At 58.0% G+C, this 18,545-nt stretch carries 16 protein-coding genes and 1 tRNA gene; 5 read left to right on the forward strand and 12 right to left on the reverse strand.

Annotation, left to right across the window (positions count from 1 at the left end; all coding sequences use genetic code 11):
• Positions 1–22: 22 nt before the first annotated feature.
• A tRNA-Lys gene (locus Poly24_RS19370) sits at positions 23–95 on the forward strand.
• A gap of 324 nt (positions 96–419) precedes the next feature.
• Here Poly24_RS19370 and Poly24_RS19375 read toward each other — a convergent pair.
• The 5 genes from Poly24_RS19375 to Poly24_RS19395 all read right to left on the reverse strand — a co-directional run bounded on the left by Poly24_RS19375 (position 420) and on the right by Poly24_RS19395 (position 3,692).
• Entirely contained in the window at positions 420–905 is a 486-nt protein-coding gene (locus Poly24_RS19375; protein ID WP_145099330.1) for an anthrone oxygenase family protein, read from the reverse strand.
• A gap of 43 nt (positions 906–948) precedes the next feature.
• Positions 949–1,557 (reverse strand): pyridoxamine 5'-phosphate oxidase family protein, encoded by a 609-nt coding sequence (locus Poly24_RS19380; RefSeq protein ID WP_145099333.1) that lies wholly within the window; start codon positions 1,555–1,557, stop codon positions 949–951.
• Positions 1,558–1,568: 11 nt separating this feature from the next.
• Positions 1,569–2,039, reverse strand: coding sequence for a nuclear transport factor 2 family protein (locus Poly24_RS19385; protein ID WP_145099335.1), 471 nt, complete (start codon positions 2,037–2,039; stop codon positions 1,569–1,571).
• Positions 2,040–2,117: 78 nt separating this feature from the next.
• A complete protein-coding gene (locus Poly24_RS19390; RefSeq protein ID WP_145099338.1) occupies positions 2,118–2,693 on the reverse strand; it encodes a carboxymuconolactone decarboxylase family protein in 576 nt (191 codons plus the stop codon).
• A 441-nt stretch (positions 2,694–3,134) separates the two neighbouring features.
• Complete coding sequence (locus tag Poly24_RS19395; RefSeq protein WP_197452028.1) at positions 3,135–3,692, reverse strand: TetR/AcrR family transcriptional regulator; 558 nt, start codon at positions 3,690–3,692, stop codon at positions 3,135–3,137.
• 395 nt (positions 3,693–4,087) lie between these two features.
• On the opposite strand from Poly24_RS19395, the gene Poly24_RS19400 reads away from it, so the two are divergent.
• The 3 genes from Poly24_RS19400 (at position 4,088) to Poly24_RS19410 (ending at position 10,057) form a co-directional block, all read left to right on the forward strand.
• Positions 4,088–5,404: a replication-associated recombination protein A gene (locus tag Poly24_RS19400; protein WP_145099344.1), complete on the forward strand. Its 1,317-nt coding sequence runs from the start codon at positions 4,088–4,090 to the stop codon at positions 5,402–5,404.
• 402 nt (positions 5,405–5,806) lie between these two features.
• Complete coding sequence (locus Poly24_RS19405; RefSeq protein ID WP_145099347.1) at positions 5,807–9,166, forward strand: aminotransferase class I/II-fold pyridoxal phosphate-dependent enzyme; 3,360 nt, start codon at positions 5,807–5,809, stop codon at positions 9,164–9,166.
• 360 nt (positions 9,167–9,526) lie between these two features.
• Entirely contained in the window at positions 9,527–10,057 is a 531-nt protein-coding gene (locus Poly24_RS19410) for a helix-turn-helix domain-containing protein (RefSeq protein ID WP_145099350.1), read from the forward strand.
• Positions 10,058–10,135: 78 nt separating this feature from the next.
• Here the strand turns inward: Poly24_RS19410 and Poly24_RS19415 are convergent, their stop codons facing one another.
• The 4 genes from Poly24_RS19415 to cysC form a co-directional block, all read right to left on the reverse strand.
• On the reverse strand, positions 10,136–11,104 hold the full coding sequence (locus Poly24_RS19415; protein ID WP_145099354.1) for a serine O-acetyltransferase: 969 nt from the start codon (positions 11,102–11,104) through the stop codon (positions 10,136–10,138).
• A 332-nt stretch (positions 11,105–11,436) separates the two neighbouring features.
• Entirely contained in the window at positions 11,437–11,844 is a 408-nt protein-coding gene (locus tag Poly24_RS27150) for a hypothetical protein (RefSeq protein ID WP_197452029.1), read from the reverse strand.
• Positions 11,845–12,006: 162 nt separating this feature from the next.
• The gene (locus Poly24_RS19425; protein ID WP_145099357.1) at positions 12,007–12,855 is read right to left on the reverse strand and encodes an amidohydrolase family protein; all 849 of its coding nucleotides are present in this window, start codon (positions 12,853–12,855) and stop codon (positions 12,007–12,009) included.
• Entirely contained in the window at positions 12,855–13,553 is a 699-nt protein-coding gene (gene cysC / locus Poly24_RS19430) for an adenylyl-sulfate kinase (RefSeq protein WP_231753233.1), read from the reverse strand. The genes Poly24_RS19425 and cysC overlap by 1 nt, the downstream gene beginning before the upstream one ends.
• A gap of 161 nt (positions 13,554–13,714) precedes the next feature.
• Here cysC and Poly24_RS19435 point away from each other — a divergent pair, with 161 nt between their 5' ends.
• Positions 13,715–15,535, forward strand: a complete 1,821-nt coding sequence (locus Poly24_RS19435) for a sigma 54-interacting transcriptional regulator (protein WP_145099363.1) — start codon at positions 13,715–13,717, stop codon at positions 15,533–15,535.
• Between the two features lie 30 nt (positions 15,536–15,565).
• Here the strand turns inward: Poly24_RS19435 and Poly24_RS19440 are convergent, their stop codons facing one another.
• The 3 genes from Poly24_RS19440 to Poly24_RS19450 all read right to left on the reverse strand — a co-directional run bounded on the left by Poly24_RS19440 (position 15,566) and on the right by Poly24_RS19450 (position 18,469).
• Positions 15,566–17,242, reverse strand: a complete 1,677-nt coding sequence (locus Poly24_RS19440) for a DUF4332 domain-containing protein (protein ID WP_145099366.1) — start codon at positions 17,240–17,242, stop codon at positions 15,566–15,568.
• Between the two features lie 90 nt (positions 17,243–17,332).
• The gene (locus Poly24_RS19445) at positions 17,333–17,932 is read right to left on the reverse strand and encodes a DUF4332 domain-containing protein (protein ID WP_145099369.1); all 600 of its coding nucleotides are present in this window, start codon (positions 17,930–17,932) and stop codon (positions 17,333–17,335) included.
• Positions 17,933–17,962: 30 nt separating this feature from the next.
• Entirely contained in the window at positions 17,963–18,469 is a 507-nt protein-coding gene (locus tag Poly24_RS19450; RefSeq protein ID WP_145099372.1) for a thioredoxin family protein, read from the reverse strand.
• Positions 18,470–18,545 lie beyond the last annotated feature (76 nt).

Consider the following 18,545-nt stretch of genomic DNA (forward strand, 5'->3'; position numbering starts at 1 on the left):
AACTCTCCCTCGTTCAAAAAATGCCCCTGTAGCTCAGTCGGTAGAGCAGCTGACTCTTAATCAGCGGGTCCAAGGTTCGAGCCCTTGCGGGGGCACTTTACTTCGCTCGATCAAAAGCGTCTCGATACGCTTCGATCGAAGCCAAGGGTGCCAAGACCACAATCGTGTGGTTGCATTGCATATCACCCAGCGTTTCCAATCCGGAAACGTTGGGTTTTTTTATGCTTTCGCGGTTCGCGCTCCCCACCAACAAAAGAAGCTCCGCTCGGCGATTCGTTCACGCCAACCGTGGCGCGTCGGGCGAACGACATTCCGGTTGCAGCGAAAGCCTCGGATACCCATTTTGGCTGCAATGATCTCGTCGAAAAAACGCAGATCGCAACGGAAGAGCCGCGTTGCACGCGACGGTAATTCGACTTTTACCGCGACAGCAAGCTGATCGATAGCAGAATGACAGCGGTGGTCGAAGCGAGCGTTCGCAGATGGTTCCAACGCGTCCAACGATGAAGGTAGCGTTGCCATTGGGCTTCGCTCTCCGGAGCGGTTGCGGAGAGCGGATCGAGCTGGTTGTTCAACGGGACATTGCAGGCTGCCGTAATCAGGAAACCGCCCACTAGATAACAGGCAGCGCCCGCGGTCCCCCACGCCCATCCCGGTTGACGCTGCCAAAGGGAGATTACGGTCACGGCCAGACAGGCAACCTCAGTCCCGAAGAAGGTGCTCAGGAACACCCCATTCAAGATCGTTCGATTGATCGACTGCATTGCTCGGATTCCTTCGGCCGCAGGCAAGAGCGCCAAGGCACGCATCACTGAAACCGAAAAGACAAAAAACAATCCCGACATCAGGCCGCAGCCCGCGATGGCAAGGATCGTGATCAGCTTGAGGAATAGGAGTATCGTCATCGATGAAACTTGGATGGGGAACTCGAGAAGCGGCGCGGCTGTTTTAGTCGCGTGCTTCGTAGCGGGATAGTTTTGTTTCCAATTCGCTGATGCGGCTTTGCAACTGCTCGATCACAGGAGCCACATCGCGTTGTGGAAGCCGCTTGTGAATGTGTTGTGGGCAGTTCATGTCCCACGCCTCGACGGTGAACAAGATCGCGCGTTCGACGCGTCCAGGATAGTCGGGATCGCGCAACCGTTCCAACAGATCGGGATCGTCCTCCACGACGCGAGCCGTTCCCCAGAGCTTGATCCGGCGACTGTGAACGTAGTCGATCAGGAAGATGAACGCCCTCGGATTCTCTGCGAGATTCCCCAGGGTGATGTATTGCCGGTTGCCGCCGAAGTCGGGAAAACCGAGCGTTTGCGGGTCGAGCACTATCAAAAATCCCGCCGCCCCGCCGCGGTATTGGATGTAGGGCTGACCGGAAGCATTTGCCGTCCCCAAATAAAACATATCCAGTCCAGCAAGAAACGCTTCGAGCGACTCGGTGACTTCGGTTTGCCAACCACGCCCCTGTTCGACTTTGGCGTAGGTGGCTCGGGAGCCTTTTTGAGTCTGGAGCGCTTTGACCGATGGTGTAAAGGCGATGTCGCTAGGGAAGGTCCCCATCGTTACTCTCCTCATTGCAGGTTTGGAATTCCAACATCGTCGGCAGGGCGTGGCCCCGGCGCCGCCCAACGGAACCTTCTTTCGGATTCCTCGATCGCCAGATCGTTGATGCTCGCTTCACGGCGACGCATCAGTCCAGCAGAATCGAACTCCCACAATTCATTGCCATACGCTCGAAACCACGTTCCATGCGAATCGTGGTACTCGTATTGAAAGCGGACAGCGATCCGATCGTCGGTAAAACTCCACAGCGATTTGACCAAGCGATAGTCAAGCTCCCTCGACCACTTATCGGCAAGGAACTGTTCAATCGCATCTCGACCGCTAACAAATTGATTGCGGTTTCTCCACTGGGAATCTTCCGAATAGGCGAGCGCCACGCGCTGCGGATCGCGACTGTTCCAAGCGTCTTCGGCAGCACGGACCTTCGCGGTCGCCGATTGAAGATGAAACGGAGGACGGATCGCGGTGGGGTGGGACATGATTAACTCCAGTAACAGAGGTGACAAATGGGCAACGCGCTCGCCGACGCGAACGCGTTGCCCGTTCCGGTGACAAGACTAGTGCGTCGCACATGCTCCCGACGTGCACGCGGCAGCTTCGACAGGTTCCGCTTTGGCCACATCCAGCTCGGTGTCGGCCACGTTGTTCAGGAAGTTGGTGAAGCAACCCAAAACCACGCTGGCAACAATCTCGACGATCTCTTGGTCGTCAAAGCCCGCGTCGCGCGCTGCGGCCAGTTGCGAATCGGTCACCTTGCCGCGACTGTCCAACACGTCGTTAGCAAACGCCAGCGCCCCCTTGGTGCGACGCTCTTCCGAGCTTCCGGTGCGTCCCGCCAAAATATCCTCTGCCGACAAACCGGCCGCGGGAGCCACCGCGGTGAGGATCGATGTGCAATAGTCGCATTGGTTCGATTCACTGGTGATCAGCTTCAATTGGTTGTGCAGCTTTTCACCAATCTTCACGTCCCCCATCGACGTACTGAAGGCGAGATAGCTGCCGAGCACGGCCGGTGAGTGAGCCATCACTTTCGCAGCATTGGGGATCCCTCCCAACGCTTGCTCGACCGTATCGAACAACTCCTTGGTGCGGCCCTGGGCAACTTGTGGATCAACGGATGAAAGGCGTTGCATCGTAACATCTCCTACGATTCTCAAGACTCTTCGAAAACCAAGCCGGGCAACATCCCCGGCAACACACAATACAGACAGGTCTGTATATTTCAATTGTAAATAAATAAGACGTCCAAAAACGTCGACTTTAAAATTTCACAGCTGAACCCGATACGAAAACCGCTGGAGTCGAGGCTTTAGCCGAACGGATTGTCGTTGGAGTCAAGGCTTCAGCCGAACGGATTGTCGTTGGAGTCGAGGCTTTAGCCGAACGGATTGTCGCTGGAGCCAAGGCTTCAGCGGAACGGATTGTCGTTGGAGTCGAGGCTTCAGCCGAACGGATTGTCGCTGGAGCCAAGGCTTCAGCGGAACGGATTGTCGTTGGAGTCGAGGCTTCAGCCGAACGGATTTTTCCGCGCACGTCGCCTAAAGGCTCGACTCCAACTTCGCTTCCCGTTTCATTTATGTTTTGTTGTTTGCCGCTAACAGCGACCTCGCCGCAACCCTTGCGACGTCGGCCGACTTGGCCGAACGATTCATCTGCGCCGTGACGATCGCCCCTTCCACCAATAACGCGATCGCAGGGGTGCATGCCTTGGCGGCTTCTTCGCCGGCAGTCTCCGCGATGATCCCCTTCAACATCCGCTGGAACCGCTGTTTATGTTTCGCCGAAAACTTGGTCCCCGCATGCTCGGCGTCAGCCAACTCGGCCACTGAGTTGATGAACATGCAGCCCCGGAAACCGGGACTCTGAAACCAGTCCTTCAATGCGGCGAAGAAGGCTTCGAGTCGATCGTGCCCGGCGGCGACGTGCTCTTGGATCGATTCTTCAAACATCGCGTCAAACTTCTCTTCCCGAAATTCCAACACCGCCAGGATCAGATCGTCCTTGGAGGCGAAGTGGTTGTACAGCGACATCTTCGCGACGGCCGCTTCGGCGATGATCCGATCGATCCCGACCGAACGCACTCCATCGGTATAAAACAAGCGTTCCGCGGTCTCCACGATCCGCTGACGCACGTTCGACCGCTTTCCCTTTGTCTCTGGATTGTCCATATCGGAACTATACAGACCTGTCTACATTGCAACAAGAAGGATTCTCGACGATTTTCCGAAATTTGCCCGCCCGCGATCCGACGGATTGAGAATTCCGGCGAACGCCGATCGCAGCCTGGCCACAAGGATACGGAGAAAGGCCCCGATGGCGTCCGGTCAGTCGCATCCCAAGAACCTCCGTTTTCACCGGCCTGTTGATCGAGGTCAGTTACTTCAATCGGCGACATCTGAGATACTTGATTGCGTCTGCGATCGCGAGAGGCGTCGGTACGACGACGCCGATTTCATCGGATGGAGATTCGAGTCGCTCGATGTCCCCGCGGCGCGATCATGTTCTTGAAACCCTACGAAAAGAATCGATGTCGTTGTTTGATGAAGCCGAAGCGGATCACCTGGAATCAAATAAGCCGTTGGCCGCGCGGATGCGGCCACGTGTGCTGACCGAGTTCGCCGGGCAACAGCAATTGTTAGGTGAGGGCAAACTGCTGCGACGGATGATCGACGCCCGTCAGCTTGGTTCGATCCTTTTTTTCGGCCCGCCAGGGACTGGAAAAACAACGCTCGCCGAACTGCTCGCTCACGAAACCGGCGGTCGTTTCCATTCGCTCAGTGCCGTGCTGTCGGGCGTTAAAGAACTTCGGGAAGTCTTATCGCAAGCCCGCGACGACGTGGCGGCGGGCGCCCCGCGGCCGATCTTATTCATCGATGAGATCCACCGTTTCAACAAATCGCAACAGGACGCGTTGCTTCCGGACGTCGAAGCGGGAATCGTGACGTTGGTCGGGGCGACGACCAGCAACCCGTACTTTGCCATCAACGCGGCGTTGATCAGCCGATCGCAAGTGTTTCAATTCGAACCACTGAACAACGATGACATTGTCGATCTGTTGCAACGCGCGATTCGAACGCCTCAACGCGGCCTGGGGGATATTCCAATCGAAGCCGAGCCCGAAGCGCTTCAATACATCGCCACGATGGTCGAAGGGGACGCTCGAAAGGCGCTTGGGGCGCTCGAGATCGGCGTGCTCAGCAGCTCCCAACGGCCGGTCCGTTTCGACCTGAAACTGGCTAGCGAATCGTTGCAGCAAAAGTCGATTCGTTACGACGGCAGCGGGGATGAACACTACGACATGGCCAGCGCGTTGATCAAAAGCCTTCGCGGCAGCGATCCGGATGCCTCGCTGTATTGGTTGGCGCGGATGTTGGAAGGGGGCGAAGATATCCGGTTTTTATGTCGGCGGTTGGTGATTCTGGCCAGCGAAGACATCGGCAACGCCGACCCTCAGGCGCTGCCGCTGGCCGTTGCCGCGATGCAGGCATGCGAATTTATCGGACTGCCCGAATGCCAACTGACACTCAGCCAAACGGTGATCTATTTAGCCTTGGCGCCGAAGAGCAACTCCGCCACGACGGCGATCGGCAACGCACGGCAGGAAGTTCGCAAAGGGGATTTAGTCCCCGTGCCCGTCGCTCTTCGCGACAAACATTACCAAGGGGCCCGCGACTTGGGGCATGGCGAAGGCTATCTATACGCCCATAATCATCCCGACGGGATCGCCGCGATGGACTATCTGGGGATCGATCGTGAATTTTACACCCCCTCGGGGCGAGGATTTGAAGAACAACTGGCAGCACGACTGTTAACGATTCGCGAAAAGTTGAAACAGGCAAAGTAGCTGGCATCGATCCCACCACCCGCACCACTAAAACCGCCTCAATGGCGAACAACCGGCACTTAAAGGTCATTCCCTGCACGGCGGGTGGGCAGAAATCACCTCGCCGAGACGATCTATGGTGTATCTTTAGAGGGCCCCCAAACGTCGCTGCATGCTTGCAGCGCGAATTTCCGACCACACGCCACGGGCAACAACCTCCCCCAAAGATACGGGCTTTCGAGTTGATTTGAATTCACTGCCCTCCCGCCGTTTTGGATTGCGGGACATAATTGTCGGCATCCCGAAACACGACAGCATATTTACGCAGTTCAGGCCCCCCTCGCCTGATACGTCGCAAACCGATCGCGTGGTTGACGTGCTGCTGCTCCCACTGAACAACGAAGCGTAACGGAATCCTACACTGTGAATCTGGAAAGCTTTTTCGCCCCGTACAATCCGCCCCGCACCCACTTTGTCGATATCATTCGGTATTGGACCGAGCAGCAGCCCGATGCGCCGGCCTTCTATTCGACCGATGGCGATGGTGGAGACGACGATGCGATGCTGACCTATGCCCAATTGTGGGAACGGGTACGCGCGCTGGCCGGTTACTTGCAACAACGTGGAGCCACCGGCGGTCGCGTTCTGCTACTGTATCCACCGGGGTTGGAATTTGTCGTTGGTTTCTTCGCTTGCCACGCCGCCGGTGCCACTGCGGTGCCGGCCTACCCGCCTCGCCGCAATCGAAAAGCCACTCGGATCCATTCGATTTCGAAAGATTCCGGTGCGGGCTTCGCGCTGTCGGTCGAATCGGTGATCGAACAGATTCGCAGCAACAAAGACCAAGCGGCCGATCTGTCGGCGATCGAAATGATCGCCAGCGACGACCCGAGCAATGCAGCGGCTGATGCGTGGAAGATGCCTACCATCGCAGCAGACGACATCGCGATGTTGCAATACACCTCGGGATCGACCGGCGATCCCAAAGGCGTGATGTTGACGCATGGCAACCTGATCGCCAACTGTGAATACATCGTTCACGCGTTCACCCCAACCCGCGCCGGTTCGGGCGCATCGTGGCTGCCCACCTATCACGACATGGGGCTTGTCGGGGGCGTGCTGAAGCCTTTGTTCTACGGCCGGCCCAACGTGCTGATGAGCCCGATGGCATTCCTGCAGAAACCGGTTCGCTGGTTGCAGATGATCAGCAAGTACAAGGTCTCGATCAGCGGCGGCCCCAACTTTGCGTATCAGTTGTGCGTCGAAAAAGTCACTCCCGAAGAGATCGACACGTTGGACTTGTCGTCTTGGGAGGTAGCCTTCAACGGGGCCGAACCAGTTCGCCCGACCACCATCGACGCCTTTGCCGAGAAGTTTGCCCGCGTAGGCTTCCGCCGCGACGCATTCCTGCCCTGTTACGGAATGGCCGAAACCACGCTGATCGTCACCGGGGGCCCCAAGGGTCAGCCAAAGATCAGCCATTTTTCAGCCGACGGATTGAACCATTTGCAAGTCAAGTTGGTCGCCGCCGACGATGACGACGCGCGGGCTTTGGTTGGCTGTGGCGAGATCATCCCGGGCGAACGTGTCGAGATCGTCGACCCGGATAGCTTCCGCTTGCTGGCCCCGCAAGAAATTGGCGAGGTCTGGGTGCAAAGCCCCAGTGTCGGCAAAGGTTACTGGAACGACGACGCCAAGACGCGGGCGGTCTTTGGCGCGGCGACCGCCGATGGCCAAGGCCCCTTCCTGCGGACCGGGGATCTCGGATTCATGCACGAAGGGCAACTGTACGTTACCGGTCGCCTCAAGGACATGATCATCGTCCGCGGCGTGAACCGTTACCCGCAAGACATTGAATTGACTTGCGAACAAGCTTCCGACGTGGTGCAAAGCGGTGCCGTGGCGGCGATGGCGATGGACTTCATGGGGCGCGAGCAATTGATGATCGTTGCCGAAACGGTCCGCATCCGCAATCACGATTGGAACGCGGAAATCGACCGCATTCGCAAAGCGGTCACGGCCGAACATGAACTGCCCCCCGACGCGATCTACATGGTCCGCGCCGGTTCGGTTCCGAAGACCAGCAGCGGAAAGATCCAACGACACGCTTGTCTGGACATGATCCGCGAGAACGAACTGAAAATCGTCGGCAGCTGGTCGCGATGGGAATCCAGCGAACCGTTGCAATCGGGTTCCAATCACACACAACCCAAACGTCCGCGTCTGGCGAGCGAACAGGTTTCGCCCGAGATCGTCTCGGTCGTCATTCGGGAAGTCAAAGCGATCGCTCGCGAACGCGCTGACGAAATGAACGAAGACACCAATATCGCCATCGACCTGGGACTCGACAGCCTGGAACGGCTGGAGGTCGCCCACTCGCTGGAAAAGATCTTTGGTGGTCGCTTTCCCGACGAAGCGCTCCAGGAAATGGAGACCGTCGCGGAAGTTGCCCTGGCAATTCGCGAGCATCTGGATTGCAATCCGATCGACATCCTGGCGGCTGCCGCCGACCAGGCCGATCTGCCGTTGCGCGAAGTCCGCCCGGAAGACTACACGTTTGCCCTGTTCCCCGAATACCAACGGCTCAAGCAAACCGAAAAGACCCTGTTGGTGACCGGGCTGCCGAATCCCTATTTCACCGTCCACGAAGGGCTGACGCGCGACACCACGCAAATTGATGGCCGCGAACTGATCAGCTTTGCCAGCTACAACTATCTGGGCATGTCGGGCGATCCGGAAGTCACCCGAGCGGCGAGCGAAGCGTTGCAACGCTTTGGAACCAGCGTGAGTGCCAGCCGTTTGGTCTCGGGCAACAAAACCATTCACGGCGAATTGGAACGCGAACTGGCGGAGTGGATTGGAACCGAAGCTTCGATCGTTTTCGTCGGGGGCCACAGCACCAATGAAACCACCATCGGCCACTTGGTCGGTCCGGGCGATCTGATTTTGCACGACGCCCTTTCGCACAACAGCATCATCCAAGGGGCGTTGCTGTCGGGTGCCCGTCGACGTCCATTTGAACACAACGATTTCGAATCGCTCGATCGGATCCTTACCGAAGTCCGGCGCCAGTATCGCCGCGTGTTGGTGATCATCGAAGGCGTTTACAGCATGGACGGCGACTTTCCCGACCTTCCCAAATTCGTCGAGATCAAACAACGTCACCAATGTTTGTTGATGGTCGACGAAGCGCACAGCATCGGCACGATGGGGGCGACCGGCCGCGGAATGTCGGAACATTTTGGTATCGATCCCAAATCGGTCGATATCTGGATGGGAACGCTCAGCAAATCCTTCGGCAGCTGTGGTGGCTACATCGCCGGCTGTGCGGAATTGGTCGAGTACCTGCAGTACACAGCTCCCGGTTTTGTCTACAGCGTCGGTCTGCCACCGGCATCGGCCGCCGCGGCGCAAGCGTCGCTTCGCGTGATGAAAGCCGAACCCGAACGGGTCGCGCGGCTGAAGGAACGCAGCAGCCAATTCGTCCGTGAAGCTCAAGCGCGCGGCCTGAACACCGGGCAAAGCTGCGGAACCCCAGTGGTTCCCGTGATCACGGGCAATTCGTTGCTCGCATTGAAGCTATCACACGCCTTGTTCGAATCGGGCATCAACGTGCAACCGATCCTTTACCCAGCGGTCGAAGAAGCAGCGGCCCGTTTGCGATTCTTCATCACTTCGGAACACTCCGAACAACAGATCCAACAGACGGTCGAAGAGGTCGCCAAACAGTACGTCGCCGTCGGGGGCCAATTACCCGAAGGGGCTGCGGCTCCGCAGGCGTAACGCTTTCGGCTTCGAAAAAGCTGCCGCTGAACGCAATTCTCCAACCGCCAGGTCGCAGGCTCGCGGCGGGCTGGGCAATGGTGATCGATCGCGCGACCGCGGATTGCCGGCCCCGAACGCGGTGTGCGGCTCCTACAAGCCGCGCCATGGAGATTGCTAGCCCAGCAAACCAGGAGCCAACGCGGCGGAACTGGCAAGATTTTTCCAAGACAGGTGGGAACTATCGGCCGGAGAGAGGCATCCAAGGATTGGCGACCGTGTTCTGGCCGGTGTGGCGGAGCTAGGATTAGCGAACGTCGCCCGCGATGGCAACTCTCCCTTCCGCTCCGTTCTATTTGATACTTTCTCGGGCACATCATCATGGGTAGCGCTCCGTGGAGCGATGACAGTGACAACGGTCACTCCAGCATGAAGCCCTATTCCAAGACGGGCCCTTTCCACCGAATCCGCATTGTCCGGGAACAGCAGAACGTCACCATCCGTACGGTCTCACGGCGCAGCGGCGTGCCGATGCGCGACCTGCGTGAACAAGAAAAGCCATCGACCGACGTGCCGATGTCGGTGCTTCTTTGCTGGCGTGATGCGCTCGATGTTCCGTTGTCGGAATTGCTGATCGAGCCCGATATGCGATTAAGTCAATCGATCGCCCACCGAGCGAAATTGGTCCGCATGATGAAGACGATCCTGACGCTGTGCGAACACGGCGGCGACCAGCGAACGCAGCGACTCACGACGATGCTTCACGAGCAGATGTTGGAACTGATGCCTGAATTGACCGAAGTCACCGGATGGCCCAGTTTTGGCAGCCGTCGCCCTCAGGATGAACTGGGACGGATCGGCCAACAACCGATCTCGCTCGACGGGCTCAATAGCGACGCCCTGACCGACTGACAGTGCCGAAGCGTCGCGACAGCACGCCGCGACCGAAGACGCACTCCATTGAAGGCGTCTGTTTCGCAGGGCACCCGCTTAGATTTGGTAGTTCAATTCGGGAGCCATATCGTCGGGCATTTCGGCCCGTACGCGGAGCTTCGGTTTCTCCAGCACGACGGTGCTGCGCGGCGCCACGCTGCTGGTCACCCAAACGCTCGAACCAATCACCGTATCGTGACCGATCACCGTCTTGCCACCCAAGATGGTCGCATTGGCATACACGACCACACGGTCTTCGATGGTGGGATGCCGTTTTTGTCCGCGGATCAACTGCCCATCGCTGTCGGTTGGAAAGCTCAACGCTCCCAGCGTCACACCCTGATACAGCTTCACATGACTGCCAATGTTGCAAGTCTCGCCAATCACCACTCCCGTGCCGTGATCGATGAAAAAGTGATCCCCGACCGTGGCACCCGGATGGATGTCGATTCCGGTGTTCATGTGCGCTTTTTCAGTCATCATCCGCGGGATGAACGGAACTCCCAGCTGTAACAATTGATTTGCGATCCGGAAGACCGTGATCGCTTCAAGGCCGGGGTAGCAGAAGATGATCTCGTCGGTCGTTTGGCAGGCGGGATCGCCATCAAAGGCGGCTTGCGCGTCGGTTGCCAAGATCCTTCGCAAATCGGGAATTCGCTTCAGAAGCTCCACCGCCATCGCTTGGCCCTTGGCTTCATAATCGACCTGCGATTCGCAATCCCCATGGTTGTGCTTCACGCGGTCTTCGTGCTGCAACGCGCGGCCGATCTGCGTGGTCAGCGTATCGTGCAACCGGTCGACAAGACAGCCGACATGGTAGCCGACGTTGCCGCGGTGCAGCCCTGTGCGTCGCCGATACCCTGGATAGATGATCTCCTTGAGATCTTCGACGATCGAAACCACGGCTTCGTAGCTGGGCAGGGGACAATGCCCCAGATGGTTTATTTTGTCGTCGGCGGTGTAGGTCGCGACGATGCGATCGGTCAGTTCGGGCAGTTGTTCTTTGAGTCGAAAATCAGAAGCCATCGGGATCTTCCTGTACGGATCATCAGACTGCGATCTCCACAGCCCGGACGTTGCGCTCCGGCAACTTCAATTGAAGCACGAATCCCTGCGAACCCAATTGTATCGGGATTCGGCCTGGTTGGATGCCACACACCGGTGCGGCATCAATAAAGCGACTCCGGTTTGTAGCCGCCGGTTCGCTGGCAGCCCCGATAAATCGACCTTTCCCCTGTCGAAGCGTCCCAATCGGTTCGCATTCAGGGATGCGTCATGGCCGTCGCGATGAAACCCCGCCCCACGGCGTTTCGGATTGATTATGACCAACCGAAAGTGGCGCGGCATTCAATCGAAACCTAGTAGCCGATCGACGGCGGATTGGCGTTCAGGAAGTCGCGCGGACCGCGTGTGGTGTAGTACGGGTATGCGGTCGACGCCGACGGTGGCCCTGGATTTTGTTGCATTTGACCATGCTTGACGTCGCTGTAGGTCAAATTGTGGCCGTAATCGGTCCCCCCTTGCTGCCAAGAAAGGTTGCCCGGACGACAGCCGGTGCTGACACCACCACGACAACACGACGAAAGCCCACGAGCTCCATTGCCGCACTGGCCACAATTGCATTGCTTGGTGTTGCAATTATTGCAACTGTTACACTGCTGGCCACACGAATTCGAAGAGCATCCGCCACGAGACAACGCTTTCGCGCAACCGCCAGTACTCGACAACAAGCATAACAAACCGGCAACGACCAATAGCTGTTTCATCGCGAATCCTTCCCCTGATCAAACGCAGACGGTTATCAACCAAACCGTTCCTTGCTGTCAGGGATCGACCGTCGCGATCGAATACATTGAAAGAATCGTCAAAACCGAACGAACACGAAGAACTCCCCCGATGAATATTCTTCCCGGTTTACGCAATTTATGCTATCGAGGACGGCGAGGACTCAGCCCATACGCCTTGGCAGCATTGAGCCCCCAGAACTTCTCCTGCTCACTGGGCGACAGACCTGCCGACAATTCCGTTACCATCTCGACCCATTGTCCGTAGGAAATCTTCAACAAACAGACGGGCCAATCGCTGCCAAACAGTAAACGGTCGGGGCCAAACGCTTCCAAAGCGACATCCCAGTAAGGGCGAATGGTTTCGATCGTGGCCTCCGGATCGCGCACTTCGGTGACCACGCCAGAGAACTTACAAACCACGTTATCGCGCCGCGCCAATTCACGCATCTGCCGCGCCCACGTGTCATCGAACTGACCGCCGCGAATCGTCGGTTTGGCGATGTGATCCAGCACGAAAGATTGATGCGGGTGCCGATCGACAAATGGGATCGTCGCAGGGAGATGTTTGCCGTAGATCAGGATGTCGTAGACCAACCCAAAACCAGCCAGCTTGGCCACGCCCCGATTGAAGTCGTCGCCGAGGATAAAGTCGTCCGCCGGTTCATCTTGAACGACGTGGCGAATCCCTTTCAGCAGTTCGTTCTGATGCAAGCGGTCCAGATCGTCGGCGACCTGGTCGCTGGCCAGCGGTACCCAGCCGACGACCCCTGCGATCACTGGATTTTTCCCAGCCTGTTCCAGCAACCACTCGGTCTCGGCAATCGTCTGCTGCGCCTGCACTGCAACGGCCGCATCGATCCCCGCATCGCGAAGTTCCTGTTGGAGATCGGTCGGCGAAAAATCGCGGCGCAGGACCGCCATCTGCTCGCTGATCCAACCGTACTGTTCCGGATCGTAGTTCCACAGATGATGATGGCTATCGATTTTCATCACGCCTCGCCTCCTTCCCGGATCAACAGACCTTGGTCTTTCAAATACTGCACGATCTCGATCGCTAACGCCTCGGGGGATTTGTCCGCGGTTTGCAAATGAATCTCGGGGGCTGCAGGCGCTTCATAGGGATCGCTGATCCCGGTGAAGTTCTGAATCTCGCCGGCGCGGGCCTTCTTATAAAGCCCCTTGGGATCGCGTTGCTCACACGTTTCCAGCGGCGTATCGACAAACACCTCCACGAAGTCGCCAGGCCGCCCCACCGATTCGATCAACTGGCGAACCCTTTGCCGATCCCGTGCGTAGGGACTGACAAACGCGGTCAACGTGATGATGCCCGTCGATGCGAACAGCTCGGCGACCGCTCCGATCCGGCGGATGTTTTCCTCGCGATCGATGGCACCAAATCCCAACCCAAAACGGTTTGCAAACGTTTCGCCATGTTCGCTCGCCAGGCGATCGGGGCCGGCACACAGGTGATGGCGGATGTTATCGCCATCCAGCAGGCTAGTAACGGCCCCCAACTGGCTTAATTTGTGATCCAAGGCGTTGGCGATCGTGCTTTTGCCGCAACCACTCAACCCCGTAAACCAGATCACACAACCTCGCTGTGCCAGTTGACGCTCGCGATCGGCGCGGCTGACACTTTGTTCGTGCCAGACCACTTCGGGACGTTGATTGGATGACGGTTCATTCATTAAAGATACCAAGAGCTTGCTGGGAGGATGCATCGCGATCGACCGATGGCCCGAGGGGGTTCAAAGTTGATTTGCGAGAGTTTCGCTGTGGCTTCCCCGTGGTCGAGCGTTCACTGTACAATACCTGAGTTTTCCCAGTTTAAAAACCATTCGCGATTTCTATGGTGGCGTATCTCAAAGTTCGTTCTGGTCCCGATACCGGACGCCGATTCCGCTTGGATCCGCTGCATACATTGCACGTCGGACGCGATGCCAATTGCGAAATCATGTTAACCGATCCGGTCAGTTCGCGGTATCACGCGGTGCTGTTTCACGAAGATTCGCACTGGCAGGTCCGCGACACCAACAGCCGCAACGGGTTGTTGGTGAATGGACAAAAGACCGACCACGCCACACTGCAAGACAGCAACACGATCCTGGTGGGAACATCGGAGCTGCAATTTTTTGATGGCCACGGCGATTCAGCCGATTCCAACAACCGCGAACAAACGATCGTTCTGGACCGTCCCATTTCCGGTGGCCTGTCGTCCAGCAACTTTGGCCCATTGGATCCGTTGCGTAAAATCGCCGACGTGGGCTACTTGGTCGATCTGTACCAATTGAGCCTGCAATTGATCGGCAGCGGCGATCCCGATTCGGTGATTCAAATCGCTACCGAACTTTTGAAAGACCGTACCCAAGCCGACGTGATCGGATTCATGTGGCTGGGGGAAGATGGCAAACTGCAACCCGAATATGTCTTCCCATCCGACGCCGCCGAAAAGATCAAACTCAGCAGCGAACTGACCCGCCGGGTCACCAACGGTGGCGAGGCGTTTTGGTTTAAAGAGGAATCGACCTCGCCGGGGCAGAAGACCCAATGGACCGATGCGATCTGCGTTCCGTTGCAACACGGTGAAGAAGTTGCCGGCGTGCTGCATCTGTATCGCAACGACCATCGCTTCAACGAACGGCATTTTGAACTAGCGTTGAATTCCGGACAACTGCTGGGCGTCGCGCTGTCCCGCGCCCGTCGGACGGCGGCATTGCAAGTCGAACGCGACCGGCTGTTCACGCGGAATGCGGAAACGAATAACTTGATCGGCGAAAGTCCGCCGATGATGCGTTTGAAATCGAAGATCGAACGTGTCGGCAAAGCCAACGGTTGCGTGCTGATCCGTGGCGAGAGTGGCGCGGGCAAGGAACTGGTCGCCCGCGATGTCCACCAACACAGCGGACGCCGCGAGCGGCCGCTGTTAAGCGTAAACTGCGCCGCGATCCCGCGAGACCTGATCGAAAGCCAATTGTTTGGCCACAAAAAGGGTTCGTTCACGGGAGCCGATCGCGATCACATCGGCTGGTTTCAACAGGCCCACACCGGCACGTTGTTCCTGGATGAAATCGGCGAACTGACACTCGAAGGCCAAGCCAAACTGCTGCGGATCATGGAAGGTCATCCGTTCCTTCCCGTCGGCGGTGTCGATGAGATCCGCGTCGACGTGCGGATCATCGCGGCGACCAATCGCGACCTTGCCGAGTTTGTCCGCGAGAAACGCTTTCGCGAAGATCTCTATTATCGCTTGAGTGTCTTTGAGCTGCACGTGCCGCCGCTTCGCGACCGGGGACAAGACATCGAATTGTTAATGAACCACTTCCTGGAGCATTTCTCCCGCCAGCACGCGCGGCCATCGATCCAGTTTTCCGAAGCGGCCAAAAAACGGATGCTTTCTTACGCGTGGCCTGGAAACGTGCGACAGTTGCGAAACGTGATCGATAGCGCGATCGTGATGTTCGATGGCAATACGATCGAAGCTGATGACCTCGGTCTCCGCGACGCGGGAGTCGAAGTGACCGATACGCTGCGGTTGGATGTCTGGGAAGAAAAACTGATCCGCGAGGCGTTGGACCGCTGCAACGGCAGCATCCCCGAAGCGGCAAAGCGGCTTGGTATCAGCCGCGCGACAGCCTATCGAAAGATCGCCGACTTCGATATCGAGAAATAGTCGAAGGGCGATCGAGTTCGGGAGCGACGTCTAAGCCGCCTGTCGAATCTCGCCGCGACTTGCGTCTTCGATCCATTCGCCAACGTCTTCCATCTCGGGACGCGGACTGCTGCGCAAAATCCGCTCTCCCGCCTTGGTATCGCAGTAGTCCGAGATCCTTGCCGTCAGCGCCGCGGCGTCTTCCGCTGCTAACTGGTCGACCGATCGGCAATCGACAGCCACCAACAGCTGCGATTTGTAACCGCACAGCGAGGCGACGCCGCATACCAAACGGGCTTGGGCCTGCCAGTCGGCCAACAGGTCGCCGTTGATCCAACGCGTTTCCAACTTCACCGCCAACACTTCCGGTTGCACCGCCAAGAACTGACCGATGGTATGGATGCCAATCTTGGTAAACCGCTCGGCCGTCTTCGGCCCGATCGATGGGGCATCGACCAAATCGCTTTGCTCCGACACGCTTGGCTGCCTTTGCGTCGACCACGAATCGGCGACACGGCTGACCGCAAACGGAACCGATGCGACAGCCGGTTGCGCCGCCGCCGCGGCAGCCGGTTCCATCGTCACGGCCGGTTCTTGTGCAACCGGTTCGTGGAGACTCGACGCCGCTGGCAACCAGGCAGGTGCCGACGGTTCGCCGGCCGATGGCGTTGCGATCGACGGGGCTTGCGTGGTTTGGGTTGTCGCAACCATCGCAGGTGCCGGCGATTGGATTGCCGCCGGTGCCCAAGCTGCCGTCGCCGCGGTGCTGCTCACCACCGGCACGGGCTGCGGCGCGGTCGTCGGCGGATTGATCGGGGTGTTCCGATTGACCGTCATCGCCATCTCGGTCCGCACGCTACGGACCTCCGGTGGCAGATGGACGCGCACGGTTCCCGTGGTTTGAAATTCTTCGAAGATCGCCGCCACGGCTGCTTTCTCTTGCACCGATGCGATCTTCTTGATGATCCAAGCGACGGGCATATCGATCGCGGCGACAAGCGTTGCCGCGGTTAGGCCCGCGTTGGGAAGCTTGCACGTCGCTTGTTCGGCGACGCGTTCCAAGATCCGCGCCCAGCCGGTGATCGCGATCCCAAACATCTCGGACAAAATCTCCCGCGACTCCGCATTGAGTCCCTCGGGAGGGCTTTTGACGCCTCGTTCCAGATCGTAGATTTCGATGATTCGATGATAATGCACGTGCGAGCGTTCGGCGCCCGCCGTGACCGCTTGCGTAATCCAATTGTTCCCCTCGGGCAATTGGAACTGCACCCGAACCTTGCCGCTCTTCCAGCGTTCATAGAGCGATTCATAGGACTGACAAACACTCCATTCCAACGGTCGATGGACAACTCCTTCGGGGTCGCTGGAACCGGTGTGCAAAGGCATGATCGGATCGGTGAAATAGTGGCTAAGCACCCCGAGATCGTAGGCAGCGTATTCCCACTCTTCACTATTCAAATGATTGACCGCTGTCTTGAGCCATTTTTCGCAGGCCCGCGTCGCTCCGCCCCAACCACCATCGCCGACGTGCAGCACGTGGTTCTGGAAGTCGCGGAACTTGGCATCGGGATCCTTGGCACCTTTCAGATATTGGTCGTAGTGCTTCAACAGGATGTCTGCCAAGCGTCCGCCACGTTCAGTGTTGATGCAACGCAATGCGTCCAATGCGAAATAGTGATGCGTGCTACGACAGTGGGCAGCGCGCAAGATCGTCAGAATCTGCGACATCCTTGTCTCCGTAATTTGTTTTGTGTTGTTGCGTTTTCCATTTTCCAGCGGCCGCGATCGGCGATGACTTTGGCTTTGATCCCGTCGGCGTTAGTGACCTGACGGAGCCGGCGATACCCCCGCGGTGTCGCTGGCACTCGAGGTGTGGGACGTTGCAAGCCGCGAGAACTGATGATCCTGTGCTGCCGCGATCCAGGCCGAAACGCGTTCCAGCGACGGGATCTCGATCCGACGGGTCAACGCCCTACCACGACTGGACAACGCAAACCGTTCCAGGTCGCGAAACAGATGCCGTGGCGAATCGGATGCGACGTCTTCGGGGCTGCGACGATGAATCGCGATCAACAGGTAGGCCTCGCGAGGGTGCATTGCCCGCAGCGCGAAGGCCATCCGAATCGCCCGTCGTACCGTCCGCAGTTGACTCTGCTGCGATGCCGTCAGACGCTGCTCCGTCGCCCATTGCGACAGATTCAATCGCAACAGATCCTGCACTCGGCGATGACCACTGGATTCCAATTGCCGCAGCACTCCTGTGGGCAATAAACGCAGCGAAGCCAACGACGCTTCCATACGCCGCTGCCGCGCCGTTTGCGGCTGAGCCTGCGGCCGACCTGTCGGCGAATCGACAATCGTCCCGGGCGATGGGTTGGATTGCGGCTTTCGAAACCATTGGGCGATGAAGTTGCGCATCGTGCGTTCGCTCTCGAAGGGGGACGTGGACTACTGCGCGGCGAGCGCCTGGGCGATCACCTGCTTGAAAGCATCCGGTTCGGCATATCCGTTCTGCGAAGCAAGGATCTGTTCGTCGGGCGAGATGAAGACGATGTGCGGATAGCCGGTATTCTTCAGCTTGCGTTTGACGGCCGATTCTTGATCGCCATCGACAAGCACCAAGACAAAATTCTGTTCCAGAAGGCCGCGGATCTCGGGATCTTGCAAACAGGTCGCCGACATCCGTTTGCACCACTTACACCACGTGGTCGTCAAGAAGATCATCGCCGGCCGCCCCTCGGCCTGCGCCTTGGCAAGACCTTCGTCGTAGCCATACAGGAATGGCAAACCGACGGTATGTTCATCCCACACCTCGGCACTGGCTTCTGTCTTCGGTTGCCCAAAGGCATCCATCAGGTTCCCCAACTGTGGTTTTGAATTGCAGCCGCACAGACTGAGGATCATCGCAAATGCCACCGGAAGCGCGAGCCAGGGACGTGATCGATCGATTTTCATGGGAGCTTCCTTGCCCTGATAGTATTCGCGGCCCGACCTTCGTGGCCCGCAGCGCGATGGATTGCGATGCCTGCCT

It is taken from the genome of Rosistilla carotiformis (genome assembly GCF_007753095.1).
Taxonomy (GTDB): Bacteria; Planctomycetota; Planctomycetia; order Pirellulales; family Pirellulaceae; genus Rosistilla; species Rosistilla carotiformis.

Excerpts from the sequence above, each read along its gene's own strand:
- Poly24_RS19375 (WP_145099330.1), bottom strand. The coding sequence starts at position 905 with ATGACGATACTCCTATTCCTCAAGCTGATCACGATCCTTGCCATCGCG.
- Poly24_RS19380 (WP_145099333.1), bottom strand. The coding sequence starts at position 1,557 with ATGGGGACCTTCCCTAGCGACATCGCCTTTACACCATCGGTCAAAGCG.
- Poly24_RS19385 (WP_145099335.1), bottom strand. The coding sequence starts at position 2,039 with ATGTCCCACCCCACCGCGATCCGTCCTCCGTTTCATCTTCAATCGGCG.
- Poly24_RS19390 (WP_145099338.1), bottom strand. The coding sequence starts at position 2,693 with ATGCAACGCCTTTCATCCGTTGATCCACAAGTTGCCCAGGGCCGCACC.
- Poly24_RS19400 (WP_145099344.1), top strand. The coding sequence starts at position 4,088 with ATGTCGTTGTTTGATGAAGCCGAAGCGGATCACCTGGAATCAAATAAG.
- Poly24_RS19410 (WP_145099350.1), top strand. The coding sequence starts at position 9,527 with ATGGGTAGCGCTCCGTGGAGCGATGACAGTGACAACGGTCACTCCAGC.
- Poly24_RS19415 (WP_145099354.1), bottom strand. The coding sequence starts at position 11,104 with ATGGCTTCTGATTTTCGACTCAAAGAACAACTGCCCGAACTGACCGAT.
- Poly24_RS27150 (WP_197452029.1), bottom strand. The coding sequence starts at position 11,844 with ATGAAACAGCTATTGGTCGTTGCCGGTTTGTTATGCTTGTTGTCGAGT.
- Poly24_RS19425 (WP_145099357.1), bottom strand. The coding sequence starts at position 12,855 with ATGAAAATCGATAGCCATCATCATCTGTGGAACTACGATCCGGAACAG.
- cysC (WP_231753233.1), bottom strand. The coding sequence starts at position 13,553 with ATGAATGAACCGTCATCCAATCAACGTCCCGAAGTGGTCTGGCACGAA.
- Poly24_RS19435 (WP_145099363.1), top strand. The coding sequence starts at position 13,715 with ATGGTGGCGTATCTCAAAGTTCGTTCTGGTCCCGATACCGGACGCCGA.
- Poly24_RS19440 (WP_145099366.1), bottom strand. The coding sequence starts at position 17,242 with ATGTCGCAGATTCTGACGATCTTGCGCGCTGCCCACTGTCGTAGCACG.
- Poly24_RS19445 (WP_145099369.1), bottom strand. The coding sequence starts at position 17,932 with ATGCGCAACTTCATCGCCCAATGGTTTCGAAAGCCGCAATCCAACCCA.
- Poly24_RS19450 (WP_145099372.1), bottom strand. The coding sequence starts at position 18,469 with ATGAAAATCGATCGATCACGTCCCTGGCTCGCGCTTCCGGTGGCATTT.